Genomic DNA, 23,732 nt, shown 5'->3' on the forward strand with positions numbered 1-23,732 from the left:
TAATCGCGCAGAGCGAGGTAATGAGGTGTTTCATAATCTTTCTCTTGGTCTATCGAACCCGCAATCACCTGTCAAAGCCTAAAACGCAAAACCCACCACGAGAAGTGATGGGTTCAGCAGTTGGTGCTCGCACCGAGGTGCGAGCAAGGAACGGATCTCAAGTCGTCGAGAACGACCGTGGCGTCGTAGACGCCGGCAGTGGTTGCCTCGACGTTGACGCCGGGGCGGTCGAACACCCGTAGTGGTGAGCCTTCTGCACCTGGGATGAACACCTGGCGTATCCTGTCGTCAACACCGGGTGGTGACCGCCGGACTGCCGTTCGCCGAAGCGGACGTGGATGTGTCGGAAGGAGCCGACACCAGATCGCAGACGAATCGTCTGGTCGTGCCGGCATCGCTCGATGCCGTGCCGACGCATCGGAGGCAGGACATCGCGTGACCATCCGATCGACGAATGCGACCGGAGCGAGCGTCCTCGCCACGGTGACGTGCGGTGGGCACTGACATCCATCCGACCCTGGGTCAATGCGCTGCCCCGGGCAGCGGATGGCCGGACAGGTGATCACGCCGCTGTCGGGGTGATCACGCCGCTGTCGAGGGTTGCCATCCCGCTGTCGGGGCTTGATGAGGTCCGCGTCGCACCCGATGGGGTGCGGCGCCGGCAGATGCGATGATGAGGGCCGCAGGATCGAGATCTGCTTACGTTGGTCATTTTGCCCTCCTTAGGGCAACGTCGAATCGTGCATTTCGACGCGAAACTTTGAAAGAACAGACTCATAAGACCACCTGGCATATTTTGTCTTCACACGCATTGACAGTGAATGATGTTTCACGCCCAATGCCTAAGAAGACGCTAATTCAACTAGAGGATATTGTACACTATTTATTTGACATTGTCAAGGTTTCTTCACCTTCCAACTATCGGTTCACCACGTATGTGATGGACTCATAGATGGAGGTGAAATGTAGAATACACTCAAGCCTCACCCAGATTCATCAGATACTACTGGACATACAGGCAGAGACGGTTTGCACGCCACGCGGCCGCCAGGCGCGATCACGTATCGTGTCACCCGTCAACGCGATGCCGTTGAAGGTGTAGTGAAACCCGTTGTCGGACAAGTCCGATCCAACAGGCGGTAGCGTGATGAGACGTCCGTACTCCCACCACCGAGACAGGTTGTTGCGCATGCCGACCGGGTCGGTCCATCGCAGACGACCTGCGCTCGAACGAACCCGCCCCAGACGATGAGCTTTCACCACCGAAGGTGGGTTGATCGTTTCGACCAGTACGTTGCGTGAAGCCGGACAAGGCGGGGTTACCCACGTTGTCGAATTGCAATGGCTCGGTTCGGCAACGACGACGCAGCTTTTGCTGCGCTGAGCTCGAACACTGAGGGTGCCACCCTCGGGAGGAGGCGAGACCGGTACGCATCCGCATCGTTGGTCGACGAGCCCGGTCGCGAGTCATCGTCCTCACCGTTGTGGCAAAGGGCGTCCGTTTCGTGGGGGCGCCTGAGGAACCGGCGTGCAGTCGTTGGAGCTGTGACTGTGGTCGTCGCAGTCACGGTGTTTGAGCACGTAGCCCTCAGGCTGCGTCACTGACACCTGAGTGTGACAGGTCGCCACTGACAGCCGAAGCCATCGTCGTCGTAGTCTCGTACCAGGTCGTTCCCGACGAGCAGTCGAACTTCTCGTCGGGATCGTTATCGTCACAGTCTCCCGTGACCAGAACCCAGCCGGGTCACAGACGCCGGTGGTGAACACCTGACTCTGTGTCCCACCAACACTGTCACCGTCGACATCACGGAAGCATGTGACCGGAGTCACACACGCCGCGAGGGCGACGCAGATGACCGACTGGTTGTTGCAGAAGAGCTGGCCTCTACCCGAGGGGCAACCCTGCGGGGTGCAGGCGTCGCCGATCTCGTCGAAGCGAGGGTCATTCTGACACGGGGCCGGCGGACTGCTTTCGCAGACCTCACCGGGCTTCACTGCGCAGATGCCGGTGGTGCCGGAGGCGTCGCACACGAGGTGCGTCGATCCGTCATCGCACGAGGCATCGCAGTCGTTCGCATCCAGGACTTCTCCCGGCGTACAGTAGCGAACGACACCGTCGGGCGCGTCGTCGACCGGGCCTGTGCAGTTGAAGCCGAAGAGCGGCAGAGCTGCGACTAGAATCAGAAACTTCTTCATGATGTCTCCTTCCCCACTAACCCGTGAGGGGTGGGTGGGGATTGGGTTGATTGTTAAAGAACGAGAGGCGCTGCATACTTGCAACGTTTACCCCTCAATCTCATGACGACAGAGTCATCACGAGGTATTGGAGGCCCAGCAGGAAAGTTTTTCAACTCTCAACTGCTGGGCAGAAGACCAAACTAATGTGCGAGGATCGCACCCGAGCCGAGGCGAAGGCCGAAGCCAATCATCCCAGCCACACCTGTGCGGTTCACGTAGTTGTGACCGCCGGACGTCGTGAAGATGTCCCAGGTGATGCGCTGCACGTCGACCCCGATACGGAAGTAGGGAACGGCCCTAAATCCTTCTCGAGGACGAGTGAGGTCGACCGTGAAGGCCAACTCGGTCCGAAGACCGTTGCCTCGAGCGCCGTCGCCCGAACCGTTCGGGGCGCTGTTGCCCGTTGTGTAACGGACGAAGCCGCCGAGAAGATCGAGACGAAGGCGCGGCGCCAGAGTGATCTGAAGTCCAAGCGAGACAGAGCCTCGCGTGAACCGATCGACCGGGACGTAGTCCTGGATGGCCAGGCTTTCGTCACCGATGTTGCCACCACCGAACGAGCCACGAAGAACGAAGCCGACCCGATTGGAGGCGAACGGTCGCAGATTGATCTGCCCACCGATCTCGCCACAAACCAGCGAAGACTCGAGACCGCTTTGGCCCGCGCAGAGGTTGACGTCGACTTGGAAGTCGACGTTCTGCGACAGGAACTCGCCAACCGAACTTCCACCCGCACTCGGGGGGCACAGCTCGACACGACGAGCCGGAGTCGCAGCCTCCCATTCTTGGAAGGTGACGACGTCCATCTTGTCAGCGCACTCGAACCGATAGTTCGTCTCGAGGTTGTCGTCGATCTGCCGCTGTTGCGCCGGGTCCACGTCCGGACAAAGCGCGTTGCGACCTTCTGGAGTGGCGTTGAACCACTCTTCGAAGATGACGTTGGGGTAGTTCGCGCTGCACATGTGCAGCCAGAGCGTACGCTCGTCTCTTTCTAGCCTCGCGACAAGCTCCTCGAACATCACCACGGTGACGTACTCACTCATGTCGATGTTGATCGTGTCACCTTGCCTTACCGACCCGTTAGGGACGGCGCAGAAGGTACCAGCCACGAACCGATGACCGGCCGCGTCGCGCAGGTGCCGAAGCCCCGATGGCGCAATGACAAGCGGAACGGTGTTAGGCGGACAAACCGCTTCACCACCGATACCGTACTCGGCAACACCGTAGTCGGTTTCGACCTCGCCGTGCTGACGGGAACCTTGACGTCCGCCAGAGAGGTGGCGTTGACGACGATTCGCCATGCCGTGGGAGGCGGCGGATCGTCGTCGATCACCACGGTTGTGGTGGTCTCACCAGGGCTGCAGTAGCCCTCCTCCTCGCACCAGGTGCGAGGATTGGCCGGAATCGGCATCACCGACGCATTGGGCGCCGATGCCGTGGGCGGTGGCTCGAACTCGTCAGCCTGCACGAACGCAGGCATCGAGAACGAACCAGTGATGACCATCATGACGATGACCATCTTGAAAAACTTGATTTGAAAGGACATTTCTACTCCTCCCCACTACCGCGAGGGCCTGTGGGTGATGGGACGTTTTGGTAAACCGAGGATCAGATGTCATCGATTCTCCAGCCGTCCCGCAGCCTCGCAAAGGAGGATGCGGTGCAACGGAACGGCTACAGAATCTATGAAAGGGCTATCAAGTTAACGAAAAGGGCTATCAAGTTAACGAAATAGTATACGCCAAAAACCCATTTTGTCAAGGGGCTTGTGACATAATGATTATGTATCTCAAAATAGACTATTTGAGACCAATCATTATTTCTTGTCACGCCCTCCATCTCGTGAATATTGTGTGAAGTTACAACCGAACACTTCTCTTCTTTCTTAACTACACTATAGCAAATATCAGGTTATTTGTCAAGTTTCTGTTTTGCATTATACTGATTCTTCTCTAGAATTAGTAAATAGCAAAAACCTCCACTAAATGGAGGTTTTTGACTTCTGACGGTGTCTTCGCCTCTCGATCCTCTCCAGCCTCTCCGCGAAGCGAAGAGGTACGTTACTCGTCATCTCGACCCATGTCTCGAGCAACGCCGAAAGAGACTGAGCATAGTGGAGAGGTACGCTACTCGTCATCTCGACCGACTGAGCATAGCGAAGAAGTGGAGAGATCTCGTAGTGATGGACAGATGCCTCCACTCCTCCTTGCGTCGTCGGTCGGCATGACGAGGCGGTGCTGCGTCGTCGGTCGGCATGACGGGGTGGTGCTGCGTCGTCGGTCGGCATGACGGGGTGTCACCTTCGTTCACACGGAGGGCAAGAGAGGATAACGAAGCCGGGGTGATATCTTTTAAATTAGCCTCTTTTTTGTCTACGTAATAGGAGCCACGCGACTGATAACATCCCTCCGATGACGGCACCATAGGCGGTATTCATCGGGATATTTGGCCTTGCATACCATCTAGAATCCAGAGGAGAGTCGATAACCGCTACTCGAACCACCGAACCAAAGTAGTTAGGTGCCTGTTTTGCGATTTCATTTGATGCGGCCACTACAAGACTTCTTGCCTGGGTTACGCGCTCATCAAAGACTGTAATGGTCATTAGACCAGATCCAGCCTCAACACCGACATTAATAGCGTTGTTCCAGTAACGACGTTTATCGTATTCGTTTTGGGGGATTTGTGATCGATCAAGATTTTCTGCTTGAGCAACGATATTATCAAAAAACGATGAGGTCGAAAGAAGCTGGGCAAGATTTTGCGCGATTCTCTCGTTAGACTTTAATACCGTAAACGAATCAACATTTACCGTATTTGGCTGGGTGATAAGAAGACGTACACTTGATGAATACTCTAACGGCGACAAAAAGGATAAGGCGAAGCCTGCTAATGCACCGAGGATGGTGTAGCCCACGATACGCTTCCAGCCTATCGTGAGAATCTGCAAAGGATGTTCTTTATTACTCATACTATTTAATCATTTCGGTTGTTGTGGCTGTGCCAAGAGTTATTTTTGTTTGAAAGACCTCTTCTTTGCGTTTGCCGTAAAACGTAATACTTACACCAGGGCGATAATCCATAAGTAAGCTCGCAAGATCTACCGAACCATCAAGCACATCGCGTTCTACACGTTGTATGATATCACCTTCGACCATATTACCAGAAGCGGGGCTGTCGCTTTTTACCGCAGCGCCAAGACGCTTGTTTGCTTTCAATAAAAAGCCGAGCGGTTCTGCCACGGTTGATGTTGTCGTCGGTAAAATGGTTTGCGCTAGATCGATACCACGTACACCGAGCGTCGCTCGCTGGATAAATCCATTAGCGGTGATCGAATTAATATCGCTTGCAACGGTACCAACAGGCAATGCGAGCCATGAGCCAAGTGATTTATCAAATTGATCGATCATACCTACAACACGACCAGTGGCATCACGAAGTGGAGCGCCTTGCAAAGGGGCATCAAGCGGAGAAATAACGCGAAGTCTTCTTGTAGAGATTTCAGAACTTTGCCAACCAGGCGATAAAGCAAGATCGCTCAATGTAACAGGTACGAATATAGTAGGGGCAATTTCTGCATAGACGGTAGCACCTTCTTCGATGAGCTCTGGGCGAACAAAGCTTGCTGCCGTCATCGTGATAGCATCTGCTTTAAGATAAACGTATCCCGTAGATTTGTCGTGAATGATCTTTTTTATTGATACGAGACCTCCGCGAACCTGCAAAGCAAGAAGACTCGTTGATTCTCCTTCGATGATCGAATATGGAACAACAAACCAACCATCGCTTGTAACGGCAATAGCATGCCCAATAGTCTGCTCGCCTTGAATAATCCCCTCGGCTTCGATAGCTGTAGAACGCCGAATAATATTTACCGTACTCACCGGCTGACTTGTGAGCTCGCTTGGTAATGCGCTTAGTAATGGACGACTTGAGATTGGCACAACCTCAACCTGCGGCACTTGAGGAATAGGCGTTGTGCTCGTTGAACCTAAAACAAGTTCGTTGATTTTTGCGTCTAGCTTTTGGATAGCTGGGGCAAGCAAAATAAAATAGAGAGCTCCAGAAATAAGGCCACTCGCAAATAATGCGACAATAGCACTTACCACCGCATGGTCACGAGAAAAAAAAGACGGCTCTAAGCGTTGTTTCATGACGCCATGATACCACGAAGTCGTTTTTTATGCCCAGCGCGAAAATAAGATGACGGCAAAAAAACACGCCAAGAATAACGACGCTTCAATGAGGCCACTTCTTCGTTTTGGTTTTGGTTCGTGACTATATCTGCGTGCACGAAACGGAAATGCAAAGAGAAGCGCTGCCATAACTCCGCTAGCGATAACATCAAGAGGCAATATCATAGCAAAGATACCTGCGTGCAATCCTACAAGACCACCCATAAATAACCAGCGTTTATTTTGTTCTTTGTCAGCCGTATGATGAGAGGTGCAGGCAAATGTTAAAACACCATATGCGAGACCAAAAAACGGACTCATCCAAAACGGAAAACGAATGAAGGCTTGCAAACCTGATAGTGTCATCGTCAAAAAGAACATCCCTAATGGAATAAGTGCGAGGTTAAGTCTCGATAATCCATGTACGGGATACTTACTTGGCTCTACGCCTAAAAGATAAAGCAGTTCTAATGTGAGGTAAGCAAGTCCACTCACAAAAAGACTAAATAGTATTTGTTGTGAACCGCTCTCTACAAGTAATGCTGCACCACCAGCGATTAGAAAGGTCACAACCGGTGGGATTACCTTTATCCATTCACGCCATGCAAGACGACGGTAACCAATGAGTGCCGCCGATACAATAAATACGAGCGCCGAAGCAATATATAAAAGAGGAAACGTTCTCCAAGCAATAAATTGCCACCGACTCAAAAACAAGATGCTGATGGCAGCAAGAAGCGGCAGTGATCGTAAAAGCAAGAATATCATGTCACGCGTAAAGAAAAGGCTTTTCTGTATTCGGTATACACGACTGAAAGCGCTGTCGCAACCGGGATCGCAAAAAGCGCACCAGCAATCCCAAAAAGCTTAGCCCCGATAAGAAAAGCCAGAATACTAATAACTGGGCTTAGTCCCACTGCGCGGCGCATCACAAGCGGAGAAAGCACATGATTTTGTAATTGTTGAACAATCAACATAAATAAGAGGACTGCCAATGAGTGCCATGGCGAAATACCGAAGGCAAAAAACAATGCCGGCACCGCGGCCATCACTGGACCGATATACGGAACGAATTCTAAAAGCCCGCCAATAAGCGCCAAGAGCAAGGCATACGGCACACCAACAATACTAAAACCAACAAAATAAGCTCCTGCGATTACCGCAGAAAGAAACGATTGACCACGTACCCAATCTCCAAGTTTTTCTACGACTTGCCACAATGCTTTTGTGGCAAACTCTTGATATCTATCAGGTATCGTAGAACGAAATAATGTTTTTGCCGCACTCTCTTCTAAGAGCATATAGAATGCTAAAACAATGACAATGATGATGTTTGCAAATGACGTGGCGACAATATCAATACTCGATGCAAACTGAGAAAGAAGGCTTTTTGGATCAGGAATAATATCTTGCAGGCTACCAATATCAATATAGGATGACCATTGTTGATTGGCGCTAAGGATATTAAATGAATCAATAGCGAGCCTTGCTTGTGTAAGCGTTGCCGGCACCAATAACGCTACGAGTGTTGCGCTTATAATAACAAACCCGAGTAAGAGTCCACCGATGGCTAGCGTTTTCGGAATGTTTTTTTGCTTTGCCCAAACAACAAGCGGATAGAGCAAGCCAGCCAACAAGATCGAAAGAAACACCGATACAAGAATATCGCGAAGTACCCATGTTAAGCCTATGACAAGCAAAAAAGCCAAGGTCTTAAGCAAGGAGTTAAGTGATAGCTCTACATTGTAAACGCGATCCATAGACAAAGCATAACGCCTGCGTAAAAACGTTGCCACTGTGGGTAAATAGTGACATGATACGGCCATGCTTTTTACCGAGAACCGTAAGGCGCGGCACGAGTATCAATTTCTCAAAACCATTGAGGCTGGCTTGGTATTGGAGGGCCACGAGGTTAAAGCGATACGCGAAGGTGGAGCAAAGCTCGATGGGAGTTATCTTAAAATACTTGGTGGTGAACTCAAGCTTGTCGGTAGCCATATTCGGCCCTATAGCAAGGCAGCGCATCGCGAGACCATCGACCCAAACCGAACAATTACCGTACTCGTAAGCAAGAAAGAATTGCGAGAATTAGCAGAAAAATCAGCAGAAAAAGGTTTGACAATGGTGCCTATTTCGTTCTACCCTGTCGGGCGACGCATCAAGCTCTCATTTGCGATTGCCAAGGGTAAACAAGCCCATGACAAACGTGATGCCTTAAAACAGCGAGACATTGAGCGCACCGTCCGTCGCGTTATGCGTGGCGAAGACGAATAACGGGGATGAATCAGCATCGACGTTTAGTCCATTCACATCTTTGCAAGCCGAGCCTGTAAAACCGCTCGTAAATATCGTTTTACACATGACAATTGCCAACGTCATTTCCAAGGTTCGCGAAACGGTTGCTCACGCATTCCGTGCTCCAGCCTTTGTTCCGACCTTCGCTTAACGCGAATACCTTCGGACCGGTCCTTGCTTAAGCGCCTTCTTAAGCAAACGGCTGTTATACTTCGAGGCTAGCTCCAAGTGCCCATGCTCGGCACAAGGAGGACAGGCTTGAGCATCCATCTAGATGATCTTGTTCTTTTATCCCATCTAGACTAGCTCTTAGAAAGAACTAAGCTTGTGAGCGAAAAGGGTGATTAGGTTAGACGGACGGGGGTGCGATACCCCCCATCTCCACCACCCCTCGACTTTGCTCGGGGTGACAACACTATTTACATACAATGCGAATCCACTATCGTCGCCGCGGCGGCCAACAAAAGAAAGAAGAACTCGTTAAATACAATATTAATGAGCAGATCAGCGTACCTGAAGTACGTGTTATTGATGATAACGAAGAGTTCTTAGGCGTCATGGCAACCGAAAAAGCGCTTGCCTTAGCCCAAGAACGCGAAATGGACTTGGTCGAAGTCTCCCCAAAAGAGAATCCTCCCGTTTGTAAAATCCTTAATTACGGTCAATTTAAATACCACAAAGAAAAGGAGCTTCGTACCCAAAAAGCTCATGCCAAGAAAATTGATGTTAAGGGTATTCGTTTATCGGTAAAAATGGGTCAAAATGACTTTGATACACGTGTAAACCAAGCAAAAACCTTCTTTAAAGAAGGCGACAAGGTTAAAGTAGAGATCAGATTACGTGGCCGCGAAAAAGAGCATGGTCACCTTGCCCAGGATCGAATACAGGTCTTTATTGATCAAATCGCCCTTGAGTATGGCGTTACCGTAGAACAACCTATTACTCGTAGCGGAGGCAATGTTTCGGCTATTATCGCCAGAAAGACCTAAGCTCTTGCATTTTTTTTGAAAATAACCTAACCTTCGGCCTCATCACACCCATCCGAGTTTATGAAGATTAAAACTACAAAAGCCATCGCTAAGCGCATTATCAAAACCAAGAGCGGCAAGCTCTTGAAGCGTAAAGGCGGCCAAGGCCACTTCAATAGCCGCGAAAGCGGTACAGTAACCCGCAATAAGCGTCGCGATATTGCCGTTGCAGACCAATTTGTCCGCACCATGAAGACGCTCACCCCGCATAACTAACCTATCCTCTGAATAACGTATGCCAAGAGTCAAACGCGGTACCCAACATGTAAAACGTCGCAAAAATATCCTTGCCCGTACTAAAGGCATGATGTGGGGTCGCAAATCCAAACTTAAACTCGCAAAAATCGCTGCTGTAAAGGCAGGTAAAAATGCGTATGTCGGTCGCAAGCTCAAGAAGCGTGAAAATCGCGGCTTACAGCAAATGCGCATCGGCGCTGCTTCTCGTGAACTCGGCGTGAGCTACTCAAAGCTCATGGGTGATCTCAAAAAACGTGATATCTCATTGAACCGTGTGGTTCTTTCAGAAATCGCTGCAAAGCATCCAAACATTTTTGCAAAAATTGCAAAGGGTTAATCCCAATAAAAAAAACACCTCGATCATCTCGAGGTGTTTTTTACTATGAAGCTTTTTACTCACCGAAAAGGTTTGGAGCTTCTCCACAAAATCTTCAACCCCGGTTTTCGTAACAAGCTTTTTATTTTTAATGACTTAATGAATACAGGGATAAAACGTTTTACCACTTTATCATAACGCGCTTCTGCCTCTTGATGCGTTCCACGTTTAATAAAAGCGATATCTTTTTTATAGGCAGGACCCAAATCAAACGTCTTAATGAGATATTCTAAGACCTCAGCTCTCGCCTCACGTGTAGGGACGCTGTAAAGCTCAGTGGTGATCCATTCTGTAGGAGTAGGCTTATGGTTCACTATTGCTGACATGAGCTGATCAGCGATATTAGATGCTCGATCTTCGTCTGCTCCATTCCTCTTTTGATTATCACGATCTACCTTTGGATATTTTTTTGCAGACTCAGGAATACTGGCTTTGGGTGACTTGGTTGATGGCGTGACATAACTACCATCGCTCTGATTTGAATCCATTTCTATAATTCTACGACGTAGACTTTCTGTTTTCGATACGCGCTGCTCTTGAGGCTGATGCATCTCGCTTATAGGCTCTTGTTTTTGAAAACTTTGTTCGAATTGAGCAGAAAGATCAGTAAGGGTTGGAGGCTCGTCAAGATACTCATCGATAGACTCCCAACTTACAGGGTTACTAGTAAAAGCTTCTGTATAATCATCGTTGTCTTTTTCTCTATCTAACATCTCGCCATTTGGCGTCATGGGGATTGCTGGTGATTTTTGTGCTTTAGGTTCGCTTGCAAGAAACGCTTGTTGTTGCTGTTCTTCTGCTACCAATTTATCCGCAAACGTATTAAGTCGATCCATCCGAAGCTCTTTTGCCAAAGGAGGGACTCCGCGAGGTTTTGAAAGAACTACTGGATTTTTCTTTGCACTTTTTGCTCGCTCTGAAACAAGTCCGTGCAATGTGCGAGCGCGATCAATGTCTTGCTTATCGCGTGTTGGAATACCGTGCTCTAATAATCTCGTCGCCCGCTGATAGACACGTTGCGCGATATCGCCACCCATATCAGATACGCCCGTAGCTTCTGCGCGATCTAGTTGATAGGCATGCAAAGCATAAGCCGTAGCAATATCTTCTGTGCCAAACAATCTCTGAAGTGCCGCTCGGTTAATAGGGTGAAAACGCTTATCTTCAAGAAAATTCTTTGCTTTCGCAAAACGTTGTGATGCCGTAGCCTTTTCTTCTGGGGACATCTGCTGAATGACTTTTTGCCACTTTAACCGATAGCTCTTTGCATCAAAAGGCTGCTCAGAACGTATCATGTTATTTCTTTGACCAATCGCAAGTGTTGAGCCCTTAAAAGAAGGGGCGCTCGTTGGAGATCCTCCCGACATTGATACTGATTTACGCTCAACCGCGAGTCTTCCAACGGGTTGTGCACGAACACCCGTCTCTTCTTGAGGATATCTGTTAGAAGGGCTCTGCTGTATTCGAAGAGACTCGAGACTCTTTTCAATAGCAAGTAATTCTTTTGCCCATTGTTCTATTTCTTCACGTTTAGCTAGGCCCAATAAACCACGATAGCGCGAAAATTCTTTTTGGATATATGGGTTAGGTTCTTGGTCGGCATATACCAACGCGAGTTGAAGCTTATACTCATCTAACCCCGCTTTAAACAAACGTGAACGCAGACTTAAACGTTGACTCTCGAGAGCGTCGATATTTTGCTGACGCCTCTCTAAACGTTCTGCGTCTTCAGCAGCCGTTTTCTTTAAGTCGAGCGAAGTAATGATGTCTCCCCCATCATCTACAAATATTGGTGACGCTGGTCTGATTCTCACACCTGAAACCTCTTCCCATACGGGAGAATCTGCCTGATGACGTCTTCTTGAAGACGGTACTTCGCTTTTCATAGTGTCAGTATATCATGACTTATCCACTAGTATAAAATATATAGTGAATTAATTTGCTATACTGCGATTATCTATGCCACGTAAACTCAAAAAATTGGAGACAGGCCCAATAGAAAACACACCTGTGATGGAGAATCCAGCAACAATGCCTGCTGCAAAAAAAGAACTCATGAGCAAAAGCCGTAAAAACGCTCTTGAGGCCGAAGCTGATAAGCTTGCAACAGAAGAACGTACCGCTGCACGCGATGAACGCGCCGTTGAAAGCATTCGTAAACAAATGAATGAATCTAACGAGGATCGCACGAATCCAGGTGCGGTCTTTGAAGCACGTAGAGAAGCAGCTAAAAAAACCCAGGAGGAGCAGATCGCTCAATCAGGTCTCTCACAGTCACAGTTCTTAAAGATGCTAGAGAGCTATCCCTTAGAAGAACAAACCGAGCGCTTTAGCGGTACAAAAAATTTCTTCCGTCGTCTCGCTGGCCAAGCTTGGGCCGGTAAAAACCCTGCCGAACTTAACGCTCTTATGAAGCGCTATACCGAAGCTGAATCGATCATGAACGAAGACAAAAATAAAGCTCTTCGACAAATGCAAGATGCGCCTAGCAGTCGGCCAACACGTAGTGGCAATATGCCAACTCGTGGTGATAACGCTGAATTAGTTAATAACACTCCGATGGAGATGGATAAACCTGTCGCTGCAAACCTAGAGTCAAGAAATGAAGAGCTCGCTATCTCTTTTGATGACGCGGTTAACCATCAGGCACAGCTTGAAGCAGCCTATAACGAGCTCTTAACGAAAGATAAGAAGAGTGCCAATATCCTTCTTCAGACAGTTGCTCGTGCACGTTATGAAAAGTTTGGCTCAACGCTAGGCACTGAAGATGAGCAAAGTACAACAGCTTCAAAAACAAAACGTGGTGGGTCACAAACAGGTGGCTTTATCCCTGGTACACAAATTTCTGGCAAAGTAGGCAGCGCTTCAGGTGCGCTTTATGATCAATTACAGAAACTTGATACGCAATTCATCAATGAAGAGACGCCTAATGCTTATAAAGAAGCTGCCAAAGAGACAGTCGAAGAAGCTGAATGGACTAATGCCATTAATAAAGCAAAGGCAAAACTCGCAAAAACTGAAGTCGCAAAACCTGTAGTGACGTCCACAAAAACTGAGACCATCGACTCACCAGTTGATCAACGCAATGAACAACAGGATCGTGAAGTTGCTTGGCTAGCAGCCTTCTCCAAAGAAGATGCTGCCAAGGCCTATAAGCTTATGGTGCCTGATGCATCAGCCGCTACACTTAAAGCTGTTACAGCTCGTGCAATGGCAGACACCTATCGAGCAATGGCTACCGAAGAACAAATGATAGAAGCAAAGACAAAAAGCCGCGTCACAAAAGCTGATAAAGAACGTCTCAAAGCGGTCAAAGCGCAGCTCGCCGCTGTCAAAGCATTTGCAGCCACTGTTACTGTTGAACTTACAGAAGAAGACCTACTTGATGTAGAAGATAGCGAAGAAACGAAGATGGCCCAGGTATCTGCACAAGGGCGTGAAGAAATGACCGCCTTTGAAGCTCGTAAGGCCGAGAACGACGCAAAACAAGCTCGCTTAAAGGAGCAAGATCGTCAAGAAGCCCAAAAAACCGCTAAAGCCGTTCGATCAAGAGCGGTACCGCCACTCGCAAAGTCTTTACAAGGCACAATAAAACCAAGATCAAATAAGAAGGCTGGCTAATCAAAAAACTCCGTTTATACGGAGTTTTTTATTTGATTAAAATATTGACAAAATATTATATTTCTGTTAGGTTCATTTCTACGAGGTGCACCATGAAAACAGAAGACGCAGCCATTACACCACATGATTTCGATGGTCATTTTAGCCCATTTAGCTATCCCATCACCGAAATCTTTTGGATGCTCACCGAACTCGGTGAGCATGGCCTCTCAACGCGTGCAGATCACGACCATCTCTTTGCAGCGCTAGAGGAGATCTATACACATGTACCTTCTGAGGTCTTTACCTCAGAAGATGATTATATGGTGTTAGATCCATACTCAGATAAGCCTACGGGACTTGAGCTGAATAACTTTGGTTGGCAACTCGCCGACGAAGGCAATACCATTGATCACGAAGAACATTTTCACGAAAATGAGCTCAATCTCTTTCGTTGTGGCATTGATAATAAAACGCGAGAGATTCTCGTAGCAATGGCTACCGATCCTTGCCGTAAGGATCACCTATTCGGACTTCATCCGAAGCAGCTACAAGCGACCCTAGACTCGTTCGAGAAAAAAGTGATTGCTGAACGCAAGAGCAGCCATGCTCGACGATTTGTTTTGCACCGTTGCGCGAAGCTCTATCGCAATCTCCTTGCGCATATCGCTCATGCAACAGAGCCAGGGTTTCTGACGGTTACCTCGCGAATACAACGCGATCCTTTTATGGTCCCAAGAGCGGATCATCAGGCCCAAAAGGCACGCTCGATTTATCGAAAGCACCTTGCCCTATATGAAAGCGAACTAAAGCGATTGGAAGGCAAAGATCTTCAAACGAAGACTGAACCAACGCCATCCAAAAGTCGTCCTATGCTCCGCCTCATTCTTGGTGGAGCCATCTGAGAATGCTGGTTACGAAAACCCTCCCATGCCTACTAGCAGGGAGGGTATTTTGATTGACAATTTATTATAGATCTATTACTCTGCGCGAGCACATTTTATTGGAGGCAACATGAAGACACTCAAAGCTCGCTATCGTCATTGGGAACAACTCGTTTCTTCTATCGATCATCATCTGGGCCATGATATGTCACGCTCGAATATGCCTGGCCCTTGTAGCCAGGCTCTTCTCTACTTGGTTGATAGCCATGAACAAAGGCATATAAGCACGGATAACGTCGAAGTAGCCCTAGAGCCTCTTCGAGCTATTATGAAGACAGCCTCAAGAGACCGGTTTCTCAATAAAAACCCTGAGCACACATTTGTTCTTTGGATGGCATCCTTGTGCAAAATGGAACCTCAATGGATGAAAACGAACTACCGTTATCTGACAAATGAGATTCGTCATGCTTATGTCAGTGCTTGCTTTGCGGTTCAAGTAGACGGGCTTGAACCATCATCCTGCTTAAGAGACTACAATGTCTTGCTCAATACACGTGATAAGCACGCTGATCATCTACCGACCTTCTGTGCTTTGCAACTTGTCTTGCGAATCTACGAGGATATTCTGATCCACCTCGCTTATCAGTGTCAGCCGACACGTGAGCTTGTCGAAACCTGGTACTGTGTAGATAGCGACCATACGCTCTTTGACAAAGCGCTTCGTGACTACCAAGAAGATGTTGATTCATATTTGAATATCTTGCATCCGCAAGACAAGTCACCTTCGCCACGACCTAGAGCAACTCTTACGTTAGTTCGCTGAAGTAAGAGTTAGCGCAAAAATAACATCGACCCAACGGAATACTCCGATGGGTCGAATTTATTTTGTCGATTTTTCTTTTTTTACGATAACCGCTTCTTGTTTTCTTCAACGGTCTTTGTAATGAACGCTTCTTTGCTTATCGTGATTTGATCTTGTTGACCACGAATACGCACCGTAAGATCTCCGCCTTCAACTTCTTTATCCCCTACGACAATCATGCGTGGGTATTTCATTTTTTCTGCATTACGAATCTTTTTACCAACAGATTCTGTTGAATCATCAATATCAACACGGAGATCATGTGACTCAAGTTCGGTAGCTAAAGCTTTTGCAAATTCTACGTGACGATCAGCAACCGGCAAGATAACGATCTGCGTTGGTGCGAGCCAAAGCGGAAACGATCCGGCAAAGTGCTCAATCGCTACACCTGAGAATCGCTCCAACGAACCTAGAATTGCGCGATGAATCATCACCGGGCGTTGTTTTGTGCCATCCTCGGCAACATATTCGAGCTCAAATCGTTCAGGGAGGTTAAAGTCGAGCTGAATCGTTGCTAGCTGCCATTTACGTCCAATCGAGTCTTGGGCCATGAAATCAATTTTTGGTCCATAGAAGGCAGCCTCACCCTCTCCAACTTCATATTCTTGGTCTACTGACACAAGTAAATTCATTAATGACTTCTCCGCGCTCGTCCAGACCTCGTCACTACCAAGATACTTTTCTGGTGCTCCTGGGTCACGCACAGACAAGCGCGCTTTGAGCGACATCCCCATTACCGAGTAGAAGCCCTCAATGATACGATAAATAGCTAGCGCCTCTGCTTCAATTTGATCAGGTCGACAAAAAACGTGAGCATCGTCTTGCGTGATAGAACGTACACGTGTGAGACCTGCGAGTTGTCCGGTATTTTCATCACGATATACCGTTGTCACTTCAGACAAACGCAAAGGCAAATCACGATACGAACGAGGCTTCGATGCAAAGATCTGGGTGTGATGCGGACAATTCATCGGCTTTAACACAAACGCATCATCGGTTTTTTTGCTTGAGACATGAAAAAGATCATCTTCAAATTTATCCCAGTGACCTGATGTTTTATAAAGATCCGTCTTGGCGATATGAGGAATCCAAACACGTTGATAGCCATATGGCTTCATCAAATCCCAAACAAAGTCCGTGAGGTTTTGACGCAATTGATAACCGCGCGGTGTAAACAGTGGCAATCCAGAACCAACGAGTGGTGAGAAAGCAAAAAGATCGAGTTCAACACCGAGTTTACGGTGATCACGCTTTTCAGCTTCGGCCATCATGTACTCGTAGTCTTTGAGCTCTTGCTCAGTAGCAAAACAAAGACCATAGATACGCGTCATTTGTGGATTCTCCGCTTTACCGCGCCAATAAGCGCCAGCTACTTTATTGAGTTTTATAATACCGATTTCATTTGCTGTTGTGACATGTGGGCCTCGACATAAATCAACAAAGTCACCTGTACGATAGAGTGTGATCGAACCGATATTTTGCGGATCTACATCTTGCGCTTCTTCGGCACTTACCTTGGTTGTACCCTTTGTTTTGAGATCGTTTAAAAGCTCCACTTTATACGTTTGACCAAGATCCGTAAAAAGCTTAATACCTTCGTCAAGCGTGATTTCTTCGCGTGTAAACGCCGGTTTTTCGTTCATGATCCGACGCATTTCTTTTTCGATTAGCTTAAGATCATCTTCGGTGATTGGTTTTGCTGTATCAACATCATAGTAAAAACCATTTTCAATAGCAGGACCAATACCAAGCTTTGCCTCAGGATAAAGACGCTTAATAGCAGCTGCCATGACATGTGCGGCGCTGTGACGACGAGTTTCGATTGGATAGGATGGTGAAGACATAGTGTATGAAGAGAAAAGAAATGAGCCAAATAACCCAAAGGGCTATTTGGCTCGGGACCGTGGCAAGCCACGGTGGTTCCACCCGAGTTCCCCGAGTTTCGTCGGGGCGCTCATTCTGCAATTGTCTGCGTCTGGTTGGTGAGTCCAGAAGGATGTAACTATAGTGGCAAACTCTTATTCAACCGTCAAATTGATGCGATCTTTAAGGGTTGGGATCGTGTCTAGCCATTGTGGCTTAATCGTGATCGTAACGGACTCAACACCGTCTACCGCTTTAAGAATTGCTTCTGCTTCGCCTTTTGTTTTGCCTGCAATAACGGAAGATTGCAGCAATGGACTTTGCGGACTTAGGCGATACTGAGCATCTGAGCTGACGCGAATCGTTGCTGTTTCAGATTGTGGATCAGAACTTTCGAGAGCATAGGTGGTATTACCATTATCTGCTGGGACAAATTCACGACCTTGTGGCACGCGCTCCTTCATTCTTGAGCGAATGAGTGACTGCATATCTTCTTGCGTATAGTAGATAATCGTTACATCAAGCTTAACCGATGTAAGGAATGACTCGGTAACTTGTCCAATGGTGACATTGCTTTTCTTTTCGATCACGTTATACACAACAATTGGTTGTAACGATTCGCGATTAGGGATATCAGCCGTGAGTGTCTCGGTTGCCTTTTTTAACACTGCTTCAGTGAGTTGTTTTTCTGCACGATCAATATCTGCAAATGTGACGGGCTTTCCTTTGCCTGTAGCAACAACGGGTGCTGCCGTTGTTGGTGTTGAAGTCTGCGAGGATTCAACCGTGCCACGTGGTACAGCAGTGAATGCGGTGTCAGATACACCGTAAATATGTTTTTGTAAGTCGATATAGAGACCCGGAATCGTAAAATTTGTCGGGCCGATGGCAAATTCTGTACCCGGTTTATCAGCGTAAACATCTACCGTAACTGATCCACCAGAAGGTACCGTAATGGTTTTATCGATGCGATAGAGTTTTCCGTCGGTGGTTAATAAACGCGTTGTTTTAACTAAAGGCTGGTCTTTTGAGTATTTATTTACGATTTTTACCTTACCGCGAGCGATAACGTCTTGATTAACAGGGGGTGGCGTTGGCTCAATCGGTGTTGTTGTTACTGCCGTTGGTGGAGCGACGTCTTCTTCGACGTCCATTACCTGAAATTCTTGCGTACGATCAAATACACCTTGTAATACACGTCCTGGGATTTGACCTGCTCGTGCTGTTTTTGAAACCTCAACAACGCCGTCTAAGCGCACACTTTCCTTTTTAACACGGACGATGATATCAGCCCTTACCGAGGTAAGCCAAAGCACCAAGGTAATAATCGCTACTGTAAGCGCAATAAAGACATACGCTATCTTGCGATAGACGCTTGTACGCGCTGATGTTGAGAAGGTTGGGGCCGAAATATGGACCGCGCCTGGACGCCGTCTTGGAGGGTGCATAGTTATAATGGAGTATACCACAGTTTATCCACTTTTTCTTCAAACTTATCCACTTTTGTTATTTTTTCACGACGCCTTTTCCTTTTGCGCCATCGTCATCAAGAAGGTCGGTTGAGAGCGCTGTACTATTTTGCGTAATTGCTTCATTTAAAAGGCTATCCTTAGCGGTAAACAGCATGCCGGTTGTTAATGGAGCAAATCTACCGCTATCAAGAGGATTTGGCGTTAATACAAGATCAAATGACACTTCGGCAAGCGAAACGTCCTCTGGCAATTTATTTAATGACCAGCGTAATTCTCTGGTTGATGTTGTAAAGACGAGTGAGCCTGCACCAATTTCTTTTGACCCACCAAATACAACAGATTCAGGCAATGTTGTTGTAACGGTTACGGCATCAAGTTCATGAAGACTCTTTTCTATCGCCCAATATACTCTGTACGTAGTAGGCTCTCCGACAACTGGCGGTAATGGACCAGAACCAATTGGTGCGCCCTCTTCGGTAAAATAACGCGCTGTACCAACAAATACCGCATCTGATCGATAGCGTAAGCTTAATGGCTGCGTAGAGATAGAACGCTGAACCTCTTGTTCACCAACACGTCCCACCTTGCCCGTAGATACAATGCGAATCACTGCATCATTTGTAGGCTTTGTAACCGCTAGCGTTGGTAAAGTAATATCAATCGTTCCACGATCGCCGGGTTTTAGCGATGCGAGGGCAGGAATACTCTTTTTATCATAAAGAAGAGTCTGAATGCGAGTCTTAGTGCTCGTAACACCCTTATTTGTATCATCAAGGGTTGACCAAGATAAAAATGACGTGCCCGTTGCTGATTTTCCATCCCTTAGTGATTCAAAGGCGAGCAATAATGATACATCAGACAAAGTATCTGCACTTGTATTTGAATAGGCTACCGTCACACGCACAGGATCTCCTGGCGAAATACTGCGCCCGGTATTTGAGCCATTTGCAATTACCTGAATTGAAAGATCGCTCGCTAATACAGGCGCTGATGTTGAGGCACTATAAATCGCAATTGCGGCTTTTTCATATTGCTGTTTGATATCTGCGTAGAAGGACTGCTCCCCTGATACGCCTGCAGCAAATGCCCCCTGAAAACGAATCGTTGTTGTAGCTTCTGCGCCAAAACGAGGGATAGATGCTAAAAATGTATGCGTAGAAGTATTTGCTGACGTCGAGGATGCTTGAGGAACAAATGCTTCTGGATAACGAATCGCAATATCTAATTTTTCTAGATCCGTTTTGCCCGTATTTTTTAGATCAAGTGCAATTTCTATCTCATCACCTGCCACTATACGCGGCGGCACCGACCAATTGCCTTCGATAATTGATGATTTCATCGCGATAGATTTTGTTGATAAGGCATCTTTAATATCAGTAGCGCCTTGATCAGGAGCGGTAAGTACAGCTTGTAGTGCCGTTGTATCACCGATACGTCCAAAAGGAATACCTCGCAACGTAACCTTTCCTTCTGCGCCAGGAGCCACGAGACCAAGTTTCCAGGACATTGTATCGCGATCAATTGGCCATGGGTCCATATAAGTAACCTGTAATACTGGTGGGATCCCTAATCGTATCTCTACATCCTGGACTGCCTGAAATGAAGCGTTTTTCCATTCGATAACATATTCCGTCTCTTCTCCAATAACAACATCTTCTGGGCCTTGAATGCTTACCTGTAATGCCGCCACCTCTTGTTTTGAATGCGGCTGTAAAACAGAAAGTCCCCACCAAGACAAGCCTGAGATAACACAAAGCGCGATACTAATAGAAACAAACCATTTCACCCACCACCAAGAACTCCCCTGTTGCATCTCTTTTAAGTCGCCACTCTCCGCATAGATTTTTTCGAGGCCCTTTTCCATTTCTTCTTCTTGGGACTTCATCTCATCCGTATTGGTATCAAAGCGAAAAAAAGCGCGTTTCCAAGGCTTAGCCGTGGTACGTTCTCGCTTTGCTTTAGGTTCTTTTGGCTGTTGCTCGCTCATGGTGTTTCAAAAAGAATGGCATTAAGTTGGTCTTGCTTCCAAGGAGTTTCAGTTGCGAGATCCGTATTTGACCAGATTGCCTTCCAGCCTTCTGGCACAGTAATCGTCTGTGTTAGTGAACGCTGTGAACCTGACTGACTCGTCGAGTTTAACACATACGCAGCATGATGCACTTCGGTTTGTGATGGATACCAGCGCTTTGCTAAATCAAAAGCATTCACTGGTAGCTTATAGCTAATGGTTGTCGTTGCCGTGTGTCCTGGCTTTAATTGAATCCATCCCCCAAAAGATGTTCTCCCAAACTCATCTGTTGCTACTAAACCGGCTGTCGTTTGACGTTGTCTTTTTTCGATCTCTGACAAGAAAAGATCGTCACCGTCTTGAGGTAATGGAACTTCAAATAAACTTGTTGTTGGTGCATTAAATCCATCCGCTGATAAAAGAACGGATCCTTCTGGTGCATAAAAGCGTACAAACTGTACATTATTCACTCCCGTAAACTCTGCACCTTTGTCAGCAGTGTGCTCACGGACCATGGTTACTGTATCGGTAATACTTCCGTCTTCTGTAATATGGATATCGTGATGCACGTTCTCATGAATCGCTGCATCAGATTTTTGACCTGCAATATTTGCGCCGATAATCGCTAGCGCATCACCAATAACGGGTTTTAATTCGCCCGTCCAACCATAACGTGAGAAAACGGATTGCTCAGATTCGCGGGTAAAATAGAGCTGGACGTCTTTTTCGTTAAGCGCCTTACTCAATCTCTTTAGTAGCTTTGGCTTAAGGGTATTATCGGCCGATAGTACACGCTCAAGTACGAGCGGCAATAAATCACCAATAATCTTTTTTGGTTTATTTTCTGATTTGTCGTACTCAACTTCTACCGCACGCTGAAGCTCTTCTCTAAAGCTTTCTGCTGTAAAGACTTTTCCGTATTCTGGCATTTCTATCGGGCCGATATCCTCAAGCAATCCTTCCATAAGACCCACATTGAGCACAATCACACCGTCGAGCGTTGGCTGACCAGCATCACTCCAAAAACGACGAATATTTTCTGCTGATGCAGAAAAGTCAGGATACCAGTTTGCATCCTGAAACTCCCACCGCGCAGAAACCAACGAGAGTGGTTGAGGAGATTTTACACGTGTTTTTAGTTGCCCTTGTAGGTCGTATGGCCCACCTCCCATCACGTGAACTTGCTTTAAAGAACCACGATCTAAAACCACTTCTGCCATTGAGCCCATGAACCCACCGGTTGGTCTTAGCTCTGATGAGTTTTGAAAAATAACGAGATATCTACGTTGGTGGTCTTCTCCAAGGATATTCGGCATGATCTGACTAAACTGTCTTACTTCTTGAAGCGCTTTTGACGCTTGCTGTAAGCGGGACTTTAACTCCCCTACCTGTGTACGTTGCGTAGATGGAATCACTGCCATATCAACCTGAGACATAGCTTCATTCGCTTTTGCGATACGTTCTTCTACTTGATCAATGTAGGTTGTGAATACTTTTAATCGATCCGTCGGATGACGCGCATCGCGAGCAAGCGCTGCCTCCGCTCCTTGAGAAAATAAGGCTGCCGCTTGAGACGCTTGTTCGCCCGCATCAAGAAGTGCGCGTGCTGACGCATACGCATTACGTGTTTGTGGTAATACCTTTGATAAAGCGACAGCTAATACATTTACCTCGTTTAACGCCTTGTCAGAATCGGCAAACCCTTGAGCAGCTTGCTGCCATTGTTCACTTGCCTTTTCTGGACTTGTGGCAAGAGCAAGCTCCGTTTTTGCGAGCGTTGATCGACCTTGGGTTTCAATCGTTGTCCAAGATGACTTTGCGGAGCGCGCCAATGACACAGCGCCCGCAGGCAATGACAATAACAAGGCAAAAACCATAAAACTCGAAACGACCCGCAAATACGAGATACGAGGGACGACAATAGGAATATGCCAAGCCTCTTCTGCCTCCGTTAAAATATCCGCCTCTGCAAAATGAATATCGGCTGCTGTAGATGCCGATTTGCTTTTTATATTTGCTAAGAATCCTTGAAGTCGCTCTGTTAAACGCGCGAACCATGAATCATGGACAACAACCTCTTGATCTACAGACTCGGCAGAAAGTGGCATCGGTATGCTTACTGGCGTAAGTGATGTCATTCTTACCAATGGCAGTCGTAGACGACTAGAAAAGCTGTTTTGAGCTTCAAACGCATCTTCTGCATCATGCGGTGTGTACTGATCGATCAGCCAAGTCTCGCGAATTAAAGGAACCTGCAACGCCGTAAGCCCTTCTAAAACCCCCATGTCTGCCGCTGCCTTTGTCGGAGCCTGCCAAGAAGGTGCGTGCTTCCATGCATCATCCTGAGTAGGCGTCTCAATGCGCTGTGCTATTTTTTTTAAGGTGAGAACATGCTCGCTTGGTTTGTGGGATATGCGCTTTATCTCAACAACAGAGGGACGATCATCAACAAATAAAGACTCGAGCAATTCTTGGTCTCTAGAAATAAACGGATCTTGGACAGCGATAGATTCAAATCGACGATTTGTTCCATTAACACGATCTTCTTTTTTTCGATCGTCAGTATTTACTTGATCATTCGCTATTGATTCGTCAATAACAATAACGCTCTCGAGCTGTGATTCGAGTTGCTTGCGAAGATTCATCATCTTCCACATTGGCACTTCTGTTTTTTTAGAGCGGGAGCGTGGCATG

General features: G+C 47.4%; 18 protein-coding genes and 1 other RNA gene. 8 read left to right on the forward strand and 11 right to left on the reverse strand.

Annotation, left to right across the window (positions count from 1 at the left end; all coding sequences use genetic code 11):
- Positions 1-2,378: 2,378 nt before the first annotated feature.
- The 6 genes from H6759_04465 to H6759_04490 form a co-directional block, all read right to left on the reverse strand.
- Complete coding sequence (locus tag H6759_04465; protein USN52248.1) at positions 2,379-3,281, reverse strand: hypothetical protein; 903 nt, start codon at positions 3,279-3,281, stop codon at positions 2,379-2,381.
- A gap of 26 nt (positions 3,282-3,307) precedes the next feature.
- Positions 3,308-3,784: a hypothetical protein gene (locus H6759_04470; protein USN52249.1), complete on the reverse strand. Its 477-nt coding sequence runs from the start codon at positions 3,782-3,784 to the stop codon at positions 3,308-3,310.
- An 810-nt stretch (positions 3,785-4,594) separates the two neighbouring features.
- Positions 4,595-5,209, reverse strand: coding sequence for a hypothetical protein (locus H6759_04475; GenBank protein USN52250.1), 615 nt, complete (start codon positions 5,207-5,209; stop codon positions 4,595-4,597).
- 1 nt (position 5,210) lies between these two features.
- On the reverse strand, positions 5,211-6,392 hold the full coding sequence (locus tag H6759_04480) for a serine protease (GenBank protein ID USN52251.1): 1,182 nt from the start codon (positions 6,390-6,392) through the stop codon (positions 5,211-5,213).
- Between the two features lie 27 nt (positions 6,393-6,419).
- Positions 6,420-7,181: a hypothetical protein gene (locus tag H6759_04485; GenBank protein USN52252.1), complete on the reverse strand. Its 762-nt coding sequence runs from the start codon at positions 7,179-7,181 to the stop codon at positions 6,420-6,422.
- On the reverse strand, positions 7,178-8,173 hold the full coding sequence (locus H6759_04490; protein ID USN52253.1) for an AI-2E family transporter: 996 nt from the start codon (positions 8,171-8,173) through the stop codon (positions 7,178-7,180). The genes H6759_04485 and H6759_04490 overlap by 4 nt, the downstream gene beginning before the upstream one ends.
- A gap of 64 nt (positions 8,174-8,237) precedes the next feature.
- Between H6759_04490 and smpB the strand changes: the two genes are divergently transcribed.
- The 5 genes from smpB to rplT all read left to right on the forward strand — a co-directional run bounded on the left by smpB (position 8,238) and on the right by rplT (position 10,310).
- Complete coding sequence (gene smpB, locus H6759_04495; GenBank protein USN52254.1) at positions 8,238-8,687, forward strand: SsrA-binding protein SmpB; 450 nt, start codon at positions 8,238-8,240, stop codon at positions 8,685-8,687.
- A gap of 1 nt (position 8,688) precedes the next feature.
- Positions 8,689-9,095: a transfer-messenger RNA gene (gene ssrA, locus H6759_04500) on the forward strand.
- A gap of 41 nt (positions 9,096-9,136) precedes the next feature.
- Entirely contained in the window at positions 9,137-9,697 is a 561-nt protein-coding gene (locus H6759_04505) for a translation initiation factor IF-3 (protein ID USN52255.1), read from the forward strand.
- A gap of 60 nt (positions 9,698-9,757) precedes the next feature.
- Positions 9,758-9,952: a 50S ribosomal protein L35 gene (locus H6759_04510; GenBank protein ID USN52256.1), complete on the forward strand. Its 195-nt coding sequence runs from the start codon at positions 9,758-9,760 to the stop codon at positions 9,950-9,952.
- A 19-nt stretch (positions 9,953-9,971) separates the two neighbouring features.
- The gene (rplT, locus tag H6759_04515) at positions 9,972-10,310 is read left to right on the forward strand and encodes a 50S ribosomal protein L20 (protein USN52257.1); all 339 of its coding nucleotides are present in this window, start codon (positions 9,972-9,974) and stop codon (positions 10,308-10,310) included.
- Positions 10,311-10,369: 59 nt separating this feature from the next.
- On the opposite strand, the gene H6759_04520 is transcribed toward rplT, so the two are convergent.
- A complete protein-coding gene (locus tag H6759_04520; GenBank protein USN52258.1) occupies positions 10,370-12,235 on the reverse strand; it encodes a hypothetical protein in 1,866 nt (621 codons plus the stop codon).
- Between the two features lie 73 nt (positions 12,236-12,308).
- Here H6759_04520 and H6759_04525 point away from each other — a divergent pair, with 73 nt between their 5' ends.
- From H6759_04525 to H6759_04535, 3 genes are all read left to right on the forward strand, one after another.
- Complete coding sequence (locus tag H6759_04525; protein ID USN52259.1) at positions 12,309-13,970, forward strand: hypothetical protein; 1,662 nt, start codon at positions 12,309-12,311, stop codon at positions 13,968-13,970.
- Between the two features lie 92 nt (positions 13,971-14,062).
- The gene (locus tag H6759_04530; protein ID USN52260.1) at positions 14,063-14,854 is read left to right on the forward strand and encodes a hypothetical protein; all 792 of its coding nucleotides are present in this window, start codon (positions 14,063-14,065) and stop codon (positions 14,852-14,854) included.
- Between the two features lie 109 nt (positions 14,855-14,963).
- A complete protein-coding gene (locus H6759_04535; GenBank protein USN52261.1) occupies positions 14,964-15,656 on the forward strand; it encodes a hypothetical protein in 693 nt (230 codons plus the stop codon).
- Positions 15,657-15,736: 80 nt separating this feature from the next.
- Here the strand turns inward: H6759_04535 and thrS are convergent, their stop codons facing one another.
- The 4 genes from thrS to H6759_04555 all read right to left on the reverse strand — a co-directional run bounded on the left by thrS (position 15,737) and on the right by H6759_04555 (position 23,731).
- The gene (gene thrS / locus H6759_04540; protein USN52262.1) at positions 15,737-17,539 is read right to left on the reverse strand and encodes a threonine--tRNA ligase; all 1,803 of its coding nucleotides are present in this window, start codon (positions 17,537-17,539) and stop codon (positions 15,737-15,739) included.
- Positions 17,540-17,713: 174 nt separating this feature from the next.
- The gene (locus tag H6759_04545; protein ID USN52263.1) at positions 17,714-19,006 is read right to left on the reverse strand and encodes a hypothetical protein; all 1,293 of its coding nucleotides are present in this window, start codon (positions 19,004-19,006) and stop codon (positions 17,714-17,716) included.
- Positions 19,007-19,064: 58 nt separating this feature from the next.
- Complete coding sequence (locus H6759_04550) at positions 19,065-21,017, reverse strand: hypothetical protein (protein ID USN52264.1); 1,953 nt, start codon at positions 21,015-21,017, stop codon at positions 19,065-19,067.
- Entirely contained in the window at positions 21,014-23,731 is a 2,718-nt protein-coding gene (locus H6759_04555) for a DUF4012 domain-containing protein (GenBank protein ID USN52265.1), read from the reverse strand. The genes H6759_04550 and H6759_04555 overlap by 4 nt, the downstream gene beginning before the upstream one ends.
- Position 23,732 lies beyond the last annotated feature (1 nt).

This window comes from Candidatus Nomurabacteria bacterium, from assembly GCA_023898425.1.
GTDB lineage: Bacteria > Patescibacteriota > Patescibacteriia > 2-12-FULL-60-25 > 2-12-FULL-60-25 > HK-STAS-PATE-2.